The following is a 13,492-nucleotide window of genomic DNA, read 5'->3' as shown; positions in this document are numbered from 1 at the left end:
GTCTTGCCGTGGTCAACGTGACCAACCGTCCCGATGTTCACGTGCGGTTTCGAACGGTCAAACTTTTCCTTTGCCATATCTCAAGGCGCCTTGTCGTTGGGGGGCCACATGGCCCGATTAATACTCCGCGCGCCATTTATTGGCTTGCGGCGGGAAAATCAAGCGCTTCGTGGCGCCAAGTTCAGCTTTCAGGAAGGGCTTCGGCCTCGGATTGCGCCTCCTCGACCAGCGCCGAGGCATCGGAAGGCTCCTCCTCGATCGACGCGGCGGCCTTGCGTGCCTCTTCCGTCGGGCCCGCGTCGCCTTCGAACCAGCCATTGTTGGCGTTCTCGCGCACCAACCAGTTCTCGATCAGCTTGGCGGCATTTCGGCTGAGGTTATCGAGTTGCTTTTCCTTGGATTGCGTCAGGCCGGACCCCAGAAGGGTGGGCCCGGAAACAGACTCCAAAACCGTGATCTGCTCCGGCTCGGCATTCAGTTTCGTCTGCTTGGCGTCGTCCCAGGCGGTCACCTTGAAAATCAGCGCCGACTTGGGCGAGAGCACCAAGGGCACCCCCGGCACCGCGAGAACATAGCCCTCGATGCTGACACCAAGGTGATACAACCGCTCACCTTCGTAGCGCCCGAAGCGGTCGTCGATCGCCTTGGTCATCACTTCAATCCATTCTTCCTCGGAGGCCTCGCGAGAGGCCGGGCCCTTGGTCAGGTTTGGCGCGACGACGACGTTATGGCCGAGCTGGAAATCCCCCAGATAGGTGGGTTCCTGGTTCAGGTCGTTTGCGTTGGTGCAGGCGGACAAGGCCAGAACACCCGCGAAAAGGGCGATGATACGCAGCATGGATAAGCTCCCTCAGGTTGGGCCACGGATATCGCAGGCGAAGGCGCGGTGCAATGCGTTGGCATTTGCCGTGGGGAGGGTCAGCCCCTATATCAGGCAAAGCGAAAGAGGACCGCCATGACAGTTGCCGCGCCGCACCCCGTACACGTCCCGCTTGTTACCGAACCGATGGGAATCTGGGCCAGCCTGCAGGCCTCGCGCCGCAATGTCCTGAGTATCATTCCCGCCATTGCCACCCGGCAGCCCATGGTGTCGGGACGCACCGGGAAACGCTGGCATATGGTCATGGACCCCGACGCTATCCGCCGGATTTTGCTGGAAGAGGTCGACAATTACCCCAAGTCTCTTGTCACCAAGAACCTGCTGCGCCCGGCCATCGGCGAATCGCTGTTCATTGCCGAAGGCGCGCATTGGCGCTGGCAGCGGCGGGCGGCGGCGCCCGTGTTCTCGCATCGCAACGTGATGAACCTTGCGCCCATCATGACGGCGGCCGCCGAACGAAGCTGTGAGCGGATCGCAGCGGCAGGCCCGCGCGCCGTGGACATGGCCGAGGATATGGTGCGCACCACCTTTGACGTGATCGCCGAGGTGACGTTCTCGGGCGATGGCTCCTTTGATGCCGACGCGGTGCACGGCGCGATTGACGCCTATATTGCCGAAGCGGGGAAAATCTCGCTTTTCGATCTTCTGGGCTTCCCCGATTGGGTGCCGCGCCCGGGGCGCGTGATGTCGGGCGGGGCCGTCAAACAAATGAAAAGCGTGGCCGACGAAGCCGTCGAGGCCCGCCGCGCCCGGGGCCGCGACGGCGTACCCGACCTTCTGGACCTGCTGCTCGAAGGCGAAGACCCCAAAACCAAGCGCCAGATGAACACCGCCGAGCTGCGCGACAACCTGCTGACCTTTATCGTGGCAGGCCATGAAACCACGGCGCTCACGCTGGCATGGTCGCTTTACCTTTGTGCCTTCGACCAAGAGGTGCAGAACCGCGCCCGCGCCGAAGCGCGCAGCGTTCTGGGCGATGGCCCCTGCACTGGCGAGGATGTCGAAAATCTCCCCTACATCCGCCAGATCATCGACGAGGCCCTGCGCCTTTACCCGCCCGCCGGGATGGTCTCGCGCACGGCCATGGCCGATGACACCCTCTGTGGGCGCGAGGTGAAACGCGGCGATACGGTGATCCTGCCGATTTACGCCCTGCACCGCAGTCACCTTCTGTGGGAGGATCCCGACGCCTTTCGCCCCGAGCGCTTCGCTGATCGCAAGGTGATTGACCGCTATGCTTACCTGCCCTTTGGCGATGGGCCGCGCATCTGCATCGGGGCCAGCTTTGCCATCCAAGAGGCGGTCATCATCCTCGCCACCCTCTTGAACCGCTACCGGTTTACGCTCGTCAAAGGCCGCAACCCCGACCCGGTGATGATTCTCACCCTGCGCCCCGAAGGCGGCGTCTGGCTTGAAGCCGAGGCGGTGTGACATAAACCGGGCAACCCCCTTGCAAGGGGGTTGATCCAAGCCATTGCGAAATGGCTTGCAAGGATTTTCGAAAATCCTTGCCCCTACCCGCAAATCCCCTTGAGCACCTGCCACTCGGCCTCGCTCAGAACCGGGGTGGTGGCCCCCTGCTCTGCGGCATTGTCACGGGCGCGTTCTGCGCGGGCCTCGCTGGCCGGATGGGTCGACAGGTATTCGGGAATTTTGAAGTCGCCCTGCAACCCATCGATATGGTCAAAGAACTCGGCCATGCCGGTGCTATCCACCCCCGCCTCGTTCAACATATCAAGTGCGAAAACATCCGCCGCCGCCTCCGCCTCTCGCGTGTAACTGGCCTGCATGATCCGCTCGCCCAGAACCACGGCAATCGTGCCGCCGGTAAAGTCGCCCAAGACCATCGACAAAAGCCCGGCAGACCCCGCCGCGCGCAGGGCGATCCGCGTCGCATCGCGCGCCTCTACGTGACCAATCTCATGCGCCAGCACCGCAGCCACCGCGTCCGGGCCGCTGGCGTCCTCGATCAGGCCCCGCATCACCACGACCTGACCCCCGGGTGCCGCAAAGGCATTGACCATCTCATGGTCGAAGACCTGCACGTTCAGATCGTATTGCAAATCCTGCCCCTCGGTCAGTCGCGCCACCATCCGGTCCAGCGCGGCCCGCCCCTCGGCACCGTCACACCGCAAATCACCAAGATCCGTAGCCCCCAGAGCGCGTTCCATCTGTGCGATAACCGATTTGCCAAAGGCGATTTCCCGTTCGATCGGAATAAGAGTGGCCAAGGTATCGGCCATGCGCGGCAGGATCACGAATAGCATGAGCACCACCGCACCGATGGCCATGGCGCTGCGCGTCCATATCTTGCGCCAGGTGCCACGATGCAAATCACGCTTGCGCAAATCCGGGCACACTTCGCGGATACGCGCCGTCATCGCCGGTTCGCGGATGGTCAGGCGCGCCGGGTCGCGCGGCGCCTCATCCTCGGTCTCGGCATGCAGGGTCAGGGTCAGGCTGTAGTCGCGCGCCAGATCCTCCAGCGCGCGCAACCGGCCCAAGGGCCATTGCAGGGGGGCAGACAGGCTTGGCCCGGTCACGATCAGCGTCCCCGCGCCTTCATCCAGTGTCACCTCAACCCGGTGACGCCCGGCATGCTGGCCGTCGAAAAAACTGCCCGTGACCGGCCCCATCAGATCGCGCCACCCACGTCCAGCGCGTCGGCAAAGCCTTCGGCATCGGCCCCGGTATCATGGGCACGCTGCTTGATGTCATTGAGGTGCTCGGCATCCCGCACCTTGAGCGAGCTTACAATGTGATCAATGATCGGCTGGGTGATCCAGACCAGCGAAAGCGCCCCCGCCATGGCCAGCGCCAGAACGTAAAGCGCCACCAAGAAGACCACTCCAACGACCTGCGCGCCGGAATTGCCCAGCATCATTGGACCCATCATCGCACTGAAAACCGCGCCGATCACGGCAAAGACGAGCGCCATGATCAGGCCCACGACAAGGCTACCCACGATCACCGTCGACACGATGGTCGAGGTCTCCGGCGCAGCCTCGAAGCTGACAGTATCGTCCAATGTCTTGTGCTCGGTGAGGTAAATGAAGCTCTTCACCCGGTAGGACACCAAACCGACCATCACCCAGATATAGCCGACGATCCCGGCAATCACCATGATCGCGCCCGATCCGGCCACTCCGCCCAGAACGCCGCCCCCCACCAAGATCACCAAGCCGATCGCAAGGTGCTTCATCGCCGGGTAAAGCCTGGTCCAATTTCCGCCCTGTTCGAATTTCGCATCCCCGAACCAAGTGCGGTCAGCCATGTATTTCTCAAGCGAAAAAGTCTGCCGCGGCAACAGCACGCCGAGCGTGACAATGGTCAGAAGCCAATGGCCAATGGCCCGCAGGGCATAGCCCCATGCACCGTTTTCCATGCCAAACCGAACCCCGCGCCAGCGCGACCGCGCCATCTTGTAGCGCCGCGCGCGGTACTGCGCGAAGAAGATCAGCGGCACCACCGCGAAGAAGGTGATGTAAATCGCCAGCATCTGGCCCACCATCTCGGCCTGTGTCGCCGGTTCTGAAAACAGCGTGAGCCCGAAGTAGAACAGGATCATCTGAACGATCCCGAGGTATACGGCCAGGATGACGATGGCCATCAGGAAACCGATGAATTTTTCGAGGCCCGTGCCGGTGTATTCAAAGGCATCGCCCTGCCCGACCACCGAAGACCAGATATATTTGCGAATCCGCGTCTTGGCCCAGAAACGATAAATGCCCAGTGTTATGGCCGTCAGCAGGGCCGTCTTGAACGCGAGGTTGAAAAGCGGTTTTCGCTCTCCGTGGTACTCGCCCGAAATACTGTGCTGAACCTCTGGCATCGGTGCACCCTCTTCTTGAAAAGCAATGGCTTGATTGAAATGTCGCGGCAACGTCAAGCGCGCCGATTATGCCCCATCCTTTTGGCAAAGCAACGTTTCGCGGTAAAGCCAATATCGCCGCAGGCAATCGCCTCAGACCGGCGCCGCCAGATCCAGCGCATCGGCAAAGCCCTCGGCATCCGCGCCCTCGTCAAAGCTCCGCTGCTCGATGAAATTCAACTCGTCAGCATTGTGAACGGTGATGGAGTCCACGATTTGATGAAGTATCGGCTGAATGACCCAGACCAAGGCCAGAGAACTGATCACCGCCGTTGCCAAAAGATAGCCCGCGATCACCAAAATGACGCCAATGAAGATCGCCCCCTGCCCCATGAGGACCGCAGGCATCATGGCAAAGAAAATTCCGGCGCCCAGCGCGCCATAGACCGCCGCCGAGATCAAAAGCACCGCCAGCGCCCCAAGAAACACCGTGGCGACAAGCGCCGTGGTGTCGATCTCGGCCTCGAAATGGATATTGCCGTCCAGCGCCTTGGTATTCGTCAAATAGGCAAAGGATTTGACACGGTAGAGCACGATCCCCGCGATAAACCAGAAATAGCCCAGCCCAGCCATCAAGGCCCCTTCCTGCGGCAGGTTCATCATGGCGGCCAGCGCCCCGCCGCCCAGCATGATCAAAAGGCCCAGATAGATATGCCCCATCATCGGCAAAAGCGCGGTCCATTTGCCGCCCTGCTGGAACGGCGCATCCCCGTACCAGCTTCGGTCGGTCACATACCGCTCAAGCCGGAAGGTCTGCCATGGCAGCAAAAGCCCCAGGCTCAGGATCGACACCATCCAATGAAACATCGCCAGCGCGGCATATCCCCATGCGCCTTTTTCCGCACCAAAGCGGATGCCGCGCCACCGGGTGCGGGCCAGTTTATAGCGCCGTGCCCGGTACTTGGCGAAAAAGACCAGTGGCAAGACGGCAAGCACCGTGATGAGTAGAGCCGCGGATTGCATCGCGGCCTGCTCGGTGGTCTGCGGCTCTGTGAAAAGCGTGAGGCCTAGGTAATAAAGGCCCATTTGCACGACCCCGAGGTATATGGCCAGCACCACCACAGCGACGAGAAAGCCAAGGAATTTCTCAAGCCCCGTACCGGTATACTCAAGGCTGTCACGCCCATCGCTGATGGATGACCAGATATAGCGCCGCAGGCGCGTCTTGGCCCAAAACCGGTAGATGCCGAACGTCAGCGTCGTCAAAAGGGCGGTCACAACCGCGATATTGAACAGGGGTTTTCGTTGGCCCGCATAGTGACCTTCCAAAGTTTCTTTGGTTCCAACCGAATTAACCGACATCATCGCAGGACCTCAACGCTGGGCTGAACATTCTCTTTGCTACGCCCGGGGCGCCGTTGAAAACTGCTCAACCTTTGCGTTAAATTTGAGGCGATATATCGGCCTTATCTGGGATGTTCCATGTCAGCCGCCCAGAACCTTGGGCCAGTTCGCGTTGCCCTTGGCGACATTCCCCGGAATATCACCCGACCAACGCCGGCGCACCGATTTGTTGTAATTCAGGTAGAGCTTACCATCGTGGATGGTCCAGGCATTCCGGTCGCCATGCGCCGTATAGCCCTGCGAGACAGCATAGGAACAGTATCCGCCAAACTGTGGCGCGTATTTTTCGGGGTCGGCCTCGAAGGCCGCCTTGTTCTCGGCATTGGCAAAACGCCACTTGGCCCCGTCCCACTCCGTCACGTACTCACCCGAGCCACGAACACCGTTATCCCCGGCCTCCAGTCCGAAATAGGCCACCACATCCGCGCCATCGGCGGCATAATCGTCATTCATGTACCAATAGGGCTCATCCGCCATGGCCCGCTGCGCCACCAGAGCGGCCGCCCCACTCATCAATAATACCCGCCGTGTCAAAAGCATCGCAAACCCTCCCTGCGTGTGCTGCCACAGAGTTAGGCACTGCCGCCCTTCACCACAAATCAAACTCAGGTGAAGCGATTGTCACGTGGGAAGCCGCGCGGCGCCATCCGGCCCGTCCCCGCCCGCTTGCCCATCCATTCGGCAAGCTCGGTTTCGGTCCGGGTCCGCCCTGCCGGATCACGCCAGCTCAGCCCATCAGCAAGGGTAAAGGTGGTGGCATCGCTCAGGCCCCCATCCTTGTACTTCTGCAACCGCACGCCCTTGCCACGGCCCATCTCGGGCAGTTCTTCCACCGGGAAGACCAGAACCTTGCGGTTTTCGCCCACACAGGCCACGTGATCACCCGCCACAGGCGTACAGACCCGCGCCGTCACATCGCCACGCACATTCAAAACCTGCTTGCCGGTCCGGGTCTGGGCCAGCACATCGTCCTCGTTCACAACAAACCCATCCCCCGCCGAGGAGGCCACCAACAGCTTGCGCCCCGGCTTGTGAATGATGAGGTCCACAATCTCGGCCTCATTGGGCAAATCCACCATCAGGCGCAGGGGTTCGCCCATGCCGCGCCCGCCGGGCAGGTTGGCCGCCGACAGGGTATAGAACCGCCCGTTGCTGCCAAAGACCAACAACCGGTCGGTGGTCTCCGCATGGAAGATAAACCGCCCCTCGTCGCCATCCTTGAACTTCAACTCGCGGTTCAGGTCGATATGCCCCGACATCGCCCTGATCCACCCCATCTTGGAGCAGACCACCGTGATCGGCTCGCGGTCGATCATCGCCTCAAGCGGCACCTCTTCCACTTCGCCCGCTTCCGAGAACTGGGTGCGGCGTGCGCCGACGTTCACATCGTCCAGAATGTAATCCTTGCCAAAGGTCTTTTTCACCTCGCGCAACTGCTCGGCAACCTTGCCCCATTGCAGGGTTTCATCCTCAAGCAGGTCTTCCAACTCGGCCCGCTCGGCCATCAGCGCGTCGCGCTCCTTGATCAGCGCCTCTTCCTCAAGCCGCCGCAAGGACCGCAGGCGCATGTTCAAAATCGCCTCGGCCTGCACATCCGACAGCCCGTTTTCCCGGCCCGCATAGCTGTGCGGCACGGCGCGCTCGGGCGCGCTTTCGGACAGAACGCCGGTGGCCTCCATCTCGGGGTCAGCCACCAGCACAAGCGATTTCACATCGACCCCCGCCAAGGGCGAGCGATACTCGCTCTCGTTCATGGCACGGCTCAGGGTGGATTGGTGCACATGGCTCCAATCCTCATACATCAAGGCCACCTTGGGGTCGTCGTCATAGCGGATGATCTCAATCACCCGATCAAGGTTCAGGAAGGCCGTGATAAGCCCCTGCAAGACCTCCAGCCGGTGGTCGATCTTGGCCATCCGGTGGCGGCTGCGGCGGATCAGAACCTCGCGCCGGAAATCGAGGAAGGCGCGCAGTACTTCCTTGAGGCTACAGACTTTCGGCGTCACCCCGTCAATCAGCACGTTCATGTTCAGGCTGAACCGCACCTCAAGGTCCGAGTTGCGGTAAAGCATCCCCATCATAACCTCGGGGTCCACGTTCTTGGAACGCGGCTCAAGAATCATCCGGACATCGTCGGCGCTTTCATCGCGAACATCGGCAAGGATCGGAACCTTCTTGGTCTGGATCAACTCGGCGATCTTCTCGATCAGCTTGGACTTTTGCACCTGATAGGGAATCTCGGTGACAACCACCTGCCATTGCCCACGGCCAAGGTCCTCCACCTCCCATTTACAGCGCAGGCGGAAGGCCCCGCGCCCGGTGCGATAGGCCTGCGCGATATTCTCGGGCGGCTCCACGATCACGCCGCCAGTGGGGAAATCGGGACCGGGAATATAGTTCAAAAGCGTGTCGTCGCGGGCATCGGGCGTCTTGATCAAATGCAGGCAGGCATCGACCAATTCGCCAATATTATGCGGCGGAATGTTGGTGGCCATCCCCACGGCAATCCCGCTTGACCCATTGGCCAACAGATTGGGGAAGGACGCGGGCAAAACCGCCGGTTCGGTCAGCGTCCCGTCATAGTTTTCCCGAAAATCCACGGCGTTTTCGTTCAGGCCCTGCAACATCGCCTCGGCCACGGCGGTCATCCGCGCCTCGGTGTAGCGGCTGGCCGCCGGGTTGTCGCCGTCGATATTGCCGAAGTTGCCCTGCCCGTCGACCAACGGATAGCGCACGGCAAAATCCTGCGCCAAGCGCGCCATGGCATCGTAAATCGCCGCATCCCCGTGCGGGTGATAGTTCCCCATCACGTCGCCGCTGATCTTGGCGGACTTGCGGAACCCCCCGGTGCTGCTCAGCTTCAGCTCGCGCATGGCGTAAAGAATCCGCCGGTGCACGGGCTTCAACCCGTCGCGCGCATCAGGCAGCGCGCGGTGCATGATCGTGCTCAGGGCATAGGTCAGGTAACGTTCGCCAATCGCCCGGCGGAGCGGTTCCGACACAGCCTCGGGGCCGATATTGGGGTCATCCAGCAAATCACTCATAGATGCTGTGATACCGCCCCCGCGAATCTAGGTAAAGCGCATTGGAGGGAAAGAATCTGCCTTTTCCCATGAAGTGAAAGGGCGAATCGTGTAAACTCATCTTCGTTGGTAATTTGTGTGTGTATCCGGGGGGACGCGCGATGTGGCGCTTTATCGTCATCAGCTTTGCCTTTTTAGGCTTTTCTTTTTACGAACTGAGCGGCGGGGCCGATTACAAGCCTGCGACCAATTCCATTCAGGTGCGTGCTCAACTGAACAACGAGCGCCCGAAAATGCGCCCTGTGAAGGTGGATGTCACCCGCCTTGCCGACACCGGCGAGCCGCTTGAAGATGAAACCGTGACCCGCTCCATCACGTCCCTTTCGGATTTGGACCTCTCCGGCGGTCAGCGGTTCGAGATCACTTTGGCCAGCGTCGATGGCGCAAAGGCCAAACCGGCCAAGGCAGTGGCAAAACCCGAACCCGCCACCGAAAGCTCCGAGACGGAAACCACCCTGCCCGATCACGTGGCCAAGGCCGTCGCCTCGGTCAGCCTTGCAGGCACCGCAGCCGATACCGTCGACCAAGCCACCCTCGCCACCACTCCGGACGCCGAGGTGGACTTGCCGCAACGCGACATTCGCCGCGTGACAGGCACTGTCGTCAACATGCGCGGCGGCCCCGGCACGAAATATGACCGCATCGGCAAGCTGCGCAAGAATGACGAGGTGGTCATCCTGCAAGAGCCCGGCAATGGCTGGATCAAGCTGCGCGTGGTTGAAACCGGCCGCGTCGGCTGGATGGCCGATTGGCTGGTCACCGCCTCAAACTGATTGCATCGCGCTCAGGCGCAGGCCATAGCTTGCGCCATGAGCGCGAAAACCATTCTCATCACCGGCTGTTCCTCCGGTATCGGCCATGACGCGGCCCACGGGCTGCGCGACCGTGGCTGGCGTGTCTTCGCCGCCTGCCGCAAGGCGCAAGATTGCGACCGCCTGCGCACCGAAGGCTTCCACAGCCCGCGCATGGATTACAACGACGAAGACAGCCTGCGCGACGGTCTGACCGAAGTGCTCGACGCCACCGGCGGCACGCTTGACGCGCTCTTCAACAACGGGGCCTACGCCATCCCCGGCCCGGTCGAAGACATGCCCACCGAGGCCCTGCGCACCATCTTTCAATCCAACCTGATCGGCTGGCACGACCTGACGCGCCAAGTTATCCCGGTGATGCGCGCCCAAGGGCATGGCCGGATCGTGCAATGCTCCTCGGTTCTGGGCTTCATCGCCATGAAATGGCGCGGCGCTTATGTCTCGACCAAATTCGCCCTCGAAGGCCTCTCCGACGCCCTGCGCCTTGAAATGGCCGACACAGGCATCAAGGTCTCGATCATTGACCCCGGCCCGATCGAAACCGATTTCCGCAAAAACGCGATCAAGGAATTCGAACGCTGGATTGACTGGGAAAACTCGGCCCGCGCCGACCAATACCGCGCTGACCTCCTCACCCAGCTTTACGAAGGCAGCAGCGGCGGCCCGCAATGGCCCGCCTCTGCGGTCACGAAAAAACTGATCCACGCGCTTGAACACCCGCGCCCCAAACCTCGCTATTACGTCACCACCCCAACCTATGCCATGGGCGTGGCCCGCCGTATCCTGCCCACCCGCACGCTAGATTGGCTCCTGTCCAAAGCGTAAGGCCCCGCGTCATGATTTCTCTTTCGCTTTCCGGCGCAAAGGTCCTACATGGCGCGTGACAAACAAAAAGGATAACCGCGATGATGAATGATCCCGTTTTCCTTGTGGCCGCGGCGGCGATGCTGGCGGTCGTGGTAATTCTGGCCATCGGGGTCAGCCACTTCGGCAAGGGCGATATCGAATCCGCCAAGAAATCCAACCGCATGATGAAATGGCGGATCATCATGCAGTTCGTGGCAGTCTGCCTCATTCTCTTCTTTCTCTGGTTCCGCTCGGGGGGTTAAACCATGGTCGTACTCAACAAGATTTACACGAAAACCGGGGATCACGGCGAAACCGCGCTTGGCAATGGCGCTCGGGTGGCCAAGCATTCCATGCGCGTCACCGCCTACGGCACCGTCGACGAGGTGAACGCCACCGTGGGCCTTGCCCGCCAACACGCCACGGGTGAAACCGACGAGGCCTTGGCCCGCATCCAGAACGATCTTTTCGATCTGGGCGCTGACCTCTGCCGCCCCGACATGGAAAAGGACGCCGAGGCCGAATACACGCCGCTGCGCATCACCGACACGCAAGTATCGCGCCTCGAATCCGAAATCGACGCGATGAACGCCGCCCTTGAACCCCTGCGCAGCTTCATCCTGCCAGGCGGCACGGCGCTTGCCGCACAGCTTCACCTGTGCCGGACCGTTTCGCGCCGGGCCGAACGCCTTTCGGTGGAACTGGCCACCATGGAACAGGTGAACCCGGCGGCGGTGAAATACCTCAACCGCCTGTCCGATTGGTTCTTCGTGGCCTCCCGGGTATCGAACGACAACGGAAAAGACGATGTCCTTTGGCAGCCCGGCGCGAACCGCTAAGCGCCCCCGGGCCGACACATTCTTGAAAGATTTTTGCGTTCAATACGGAAACGCGACGTCGCAAGACGGTAACGTGACGATTTTGCCCTGTTTCACGCTGTAACAAGGCTATATCAACGCTCAAGAGAGCTTGGGAGAGTCGCATCGCGGCTCTCCGTCAATTTAAGGGAGACCATGCAAATGAAGGTTCTAGTGCCTGTCAAACGCGTGATCGACTACAACGTGAAGGTCCGCGTTAAGGCGGACGGCAGCGGTGTCGATCTTGCCAACGTCAAAATGTCGATGAACCCCTTCGACGAGATTGCCGTCGAAGAGGCCATTCGCCTGAAAGAGGCCGGCAAGGCCGACGAAGTGATTGCCGTATCCATCGGCGTCAAGCAAAGCCAGGAAACCCTGCGTACCGCTTTGGCCATGGGTGCCGACCGCGCGATCCTCGTGGAAGCCGCCGATGACGTGCACACCGATATCGAACCTTTGGCCGTCGCCAAGATCCTTGCCGCCGTCGTCAAGGAAGAAGAGCCGGGCCTCGTGCTCTGCGGCAAACAGGCGATCGACAACGATATGAACGCCACCGGGCAAATGCTCTCGGCGCTTCTGGGTTGGTCTCAGGCGATGTACGCCAACAACGTGGACGTCGACGGCGACAACGCCGTTGTCACTCGCGAAGTGGATGGCGGCTTGCAAACCATCAAGGTCAAGATGCCCACCATCATCTCCACCGACCTGCGCTTGAACGAACCGCGCTATGCGTCGCTGCCCAACATCATGAAGGCCAAGAAAAAGCCTCTGGATGAGAAAACCGCCGCCGACTACGGCGTCGACGTCAGTCCGCGCCTCGAAATCGTCAAGACCGACGAGCCCGAGGCCCGCAAGGCCGGTGAAATCGTCGGTTCGGTGGACGAACTGGTTGCCAAACTCAAAGAAGCGGGGGCCGTATAATGTCTGTTCTTCTGATTGCTGAAGTGAATGATGGTGCTCTGGCCGTCGATGCGACCGCCAAGGCCGTGACCGCCGCCTCGAAACTGGGCGATGTCACCGTTCTGTGCGCCGGGGCCACCTGCTCGGGTGCTGCCGATGAAGCCGCCAAGATCGACGGTGTGGCCAAAGTGCTCTGCGCCGAGGATGATCTCTATGGTCACCGCCTGGCCGAGCCTGTGGCCGCCCTCATCGCTTCGCTGGCTGGCGACTACAGCCACATCGTGGCCCCCGCCACCACCGACGCCAAGAACATCCTGCCCCGCGTTGCGGCGCTTCTGGATGTCATGGTGCTGACCGATGTGTCGGGCGTCGTCGATGCCGACACCTTCGAGCGTCCGATCTACGCCGGTAACGCCGTGCAGACCGTGAAGTCGAAAGACGCCAAGAAGGTCATCAGCTTCCGGACCTCCACTTTCGATGCCGCAGGCATGGGTGGCTCAGCCTCGGTCGAAACCATCGGCGCAGGCGACAACCCGGGCCTCTCCGAATGGGTCGAAGACAAGGTGGCCGAATCCGATCGCCCCGAACTCACTTCGGCGGGTGTCGTGGTCTCCGGTGGTCGCGGCGTCGGCTCGGAAGAGGACTTCGCCCTGATCGAAAAGCTGGCCGACAAACTGGGTGCCGCCGTTGGCGCCTCGCGCGCCGCTGTCGACTCGGGCTTCGCCCCGAACGACTGGCAGGTGGGCCAGACCGGCAAAGTTGTCGCGCCAGAGCTCTATATCGCGGTTGGCATCTCGGGGGCGATTCAGCACTTGGCTGGCATGAAGGATTCGAAGATCATCGTCGCGATCAACAAAGACGAAGAAGCGCCGATCTTCCAGGTGGCCGATTACGGCCTC

At 61.2% G+C, this 13,492-nt stretch carries 13 protein-coding genes; 7 read left to right on the top strand and 6 right to left on the bottom strand.

The window, feature by feature from the left end; genetic code table 11:
- Positions 1 to 181 precede the first annotated feature (181 nt).
- Entirely contained in the window at positions 182 to 838 is a 657-nt protein-coding gene (locus QZ498_RS16435) for a hypothetical protein (RefSeq protein WP_294624193.1), read from the bottom strand.
- Positions 839 to 955: 117 nt separating this feature from the next.
- Here QZ498_RS16435 and QZ498_RS16430 point away from each other — a divergent pair, with 117 nt between their 5' ends.
- Positions 956 to 2,311 carry a cytochrome P450 gene (locus tag QZ498_RS16430; RefSeq protein WP_294624191.1) on the top strand — a complete coding sequence of 452 codons (1,356 nt, stop codon included), beginning with the start codon at positions 956 to 958 and terminating at the stop codon, positions 2,309 to 2,311.
- Between the two features lie 83 nt (positions 2,312 to 2,394).
- Here QZ498_RS16430 and QZ498_RS16425 read toward each other — a convergent pair whose 3' ends face one another.
- From QZ498_RS16425 to QZ498_RS16405, 5 genes are all read right to left on the bottom strand, one after another.
- Positions 2,395 to 3,516 (bottom strand): M48 family metallopeptidase, encoded by a 1,122-nt coding sequence (locus tag QZ498_RS16425; protein ID WP_294624189.1) that lies wholly within the window; start codon positions 3,514 to 3,516, stop codon positions 2,395 to 2,397.
- Positions 3,516 to 4,712, bottom strand: a complete 1,197-nt coding sequence (locus QZ498_RS16420; protein WP_294624188.1) for a DUF898 family protein — start codon at positions 4,710 to 4,712, stop codon at positions 3,516 to 3,518. The genes QZ498_RS16425 and QZ498_RS16420 overlap by 1 nt, the downstream gene beginning before the upstream one ends.
- A 132-nt stretch (positions 4,713 to 4,844) precedes the next feature.
- Positions 4,845 to 6,056, bottom strand: a complete 1,212-nt coding sequence (locus tag QZ498_RS16415; protein ID WP_294624186.1) for a DUF898 family protein — start codon at positions 6,054 to 6,056, stop codon at positions 4,845 to 4,847.
- A 120-nt stretch (positions 6,057 to 6,176) separates the two neighbouring features.
- Positions 6,177 to 6,608: a YHS domain-containing (seleno)protein gene (locus QZ498_RS16410; RefSeq protein WP_294624184.1), complete on the bottom strand. Its 432-nt coding sequence runs from the start codon at positions 6,606 to 6,608 to the stop codon at positions 6,177 to 6,179.
- 92 nt (positions 6,609 to 6,700) lie between these two features.
- On the bottom strand, positions 6,701 to 9,139 hold the full coding sequence (locus QZ498_RS16405; RefSeq protein WP_294624182.1) for a DNA topoisomerase IV subunit A: 2,439 nt from the start codon (positions 9,137 to 9,139) through the stop codon (positions 6,701 to 6,703).
- A gap of 140 nt (positions 9,140 to 9,279) precedes the next feature.
- Here QZ498_RS16405 and QZ498_RS16400 point away from each other — a divergent pair, with 140 nt between their 5' ends.
- From QZ498_RS16400 to QZ498_RS16375, 6 genes are all read left to right on the top strand, one after another.
- Complete coding sequence (locus tag QZ498_RS16400; protein WP_294624180.1) at positions 9,280 to 9,951, top strand: SH3 domain-containing protein; 672 nt, start codon at positions 9,280 to 9,282, stop codon at positions 9,949 to 9,951.
- A 36-nt stretch (positions 9,952 to 9,987) separates the two neighbouring features.
- Complete coding sequence (locus QZ498_RS16395; protein ID WP_294624178.1) at positions 9,988 to 10,815, top strand: SDR family NAD(P)-dependent oxidoreductase; 828 nt, start codon at positions 9,988 to 9,990, stop codon at positions 10,813 to 10,815.
- A gap of 80 nt (positions 10,816 to 10,895) precedes the next feature.
- The gene (locus QZ498_RS16390; protein WP_294624176.1) at positions 10,896 to 11,099 is read left to right on the top strand and encodes a twin transmembrane helix small protein; all 204 of its coding nucleotides are present in this window, start codon (positions 10,896 to 10,898) and stop codon (positions 11,097 to 11,099) included.
- Positions 11,100 to 11,102: 3 nt separating this feature from the next.
- Positions 11,103 to 11,675, top strand: coding sequence for a cob(I)yrinic acid a,c-diamide adenosyltransferase (locus QZ498_RS16385; RefSeq protein ID WP_294624174.1), 573 nt, complete (start codon positions 11,103 to 11,105; stop codon positions 11,673 to 11,675).
- A gap of 180 nt (positions 11,676 to 11,855) precedes the next feature.
- Entirely contained in the window at positions 11,856 to 12,614 is a 759-nt protein-coding gene (locus tag QZ498_RS16380) for an electron transfer flavoprotein subunit beta/FixA family protein (RefSeq protein WP_294624172.1), read from the top strand.
- Positions 12,614 to 13,492, top strand: an 879-nt coding sequence (locus tag QZ498_RS16375; protein WP_294624170.1) for an FAD-binding protein, incomplete at its 3' end; no start/stop codon positions are given. The genes QZ498_RS16380 and QZ498_RS16375, both read left to right, overlap by 1 nt.

It is taken from the genome of uncultured Roseovarius sp., from assembly GCF_913057115.1.
Lineage (GTDB): Bacteria > Pseudomonadota > Alphaproteobacteria > Rhodobacterales > Rhodobacteraceae > Roseovarius.
This window is presented reverse-complemented; position numbering and strand designations above follow the sequence as displayed.

Excerpts from the sequence above, each read along its gene's own strand:
- QZ498_RS16435 (WP_294624193.1), bottom strand. The coding sequence starts at position 838 with ATGCTGCGTATCATCGCCCTTTTCGCGGGTGTTCTGGCCTTGTCCGCC.
- QZ498_RS16430 (WP_294624191.1), top strand. The coding sequence starts at position 956 with ATGACAGTTGCCGCGCCGCACCCCGTACACGTCCCGCTTGTTACCGAA.
- QZ498_RS16425 (WP_294624189.1), bottom strand. The coding sequence starts at position 3,516 with ATGGGGCCGGTCACGGGCAGTTTTTTCGACGGCCAGCATGCCGGGCGT.
- QZ498_RS16420 (WP_294624188.1), bottom strand. The coding sequence starts at position 4,712 with ATGCCAGAGGTTCAGCACAGTATTTCGGGCGAGTACCACGGAGAGCGA.
- QZ498_RS16415 (WP_294624186.1), bottom strand. The coding sequence starts at position 6,056 with ATGATGTCGGTTAATTCGGTTGGAACCAAAGAAACTTTGGAAGGTCAC.
- QZ498_RS16410 (WP_294624184.1), bottom strand. The coding sequence starts at position 6,608 with ATGAGTGGGGCGGCCGCTCTGGTGGCGCAGCGGGCCATGGCGGATGAG.
- QZ498_RS16405 (WP_294624182.1), bottom strand. The coding sequence starts at position 9,139 with ATGAGTGATTTGCTGGATGACCCCAATATCGGCCCCGAGGCTGTGTCG.
- QZ498_RS16400 (WP_294624180.1), top strand. The coding sequence starts at position 9,280 with ATGTGGCGCTTTATCGTCATCAGCTTTGCCTTTTTAGGCTTTTCTTTT.
- QZ498_RS16395 (WP_294624178.1), top strand. The coding sequence starts at position 9,988 with ATGAGCGCGAAAACCATTCTCATCACCGGCTGTTCCTCCGGTATCGGC.
- QZ498_RS16390 (WP_294624176.1), top strand. The coding sequence starts at position 10,896 with ATGATGAATGATCCCGTTTTCCTTGTGGCCGCGGCGGCGATGCTGGCG.
- QZ498_RS16385 (WP_294624174.1), top strand. The coding sequence starts at position 11,103 with ATGGTCGTACTCAACAAGATTTACACGAAAACCGGGGATCACGGCGAA.
- QZ498_RS16380 (WP_294624172.1), top strand. The coding sequence starts at position 11,856 with ATGAAGGTTCTAGTGCCTGTCAAACGCGTGATCGACTACAACGTGAAG.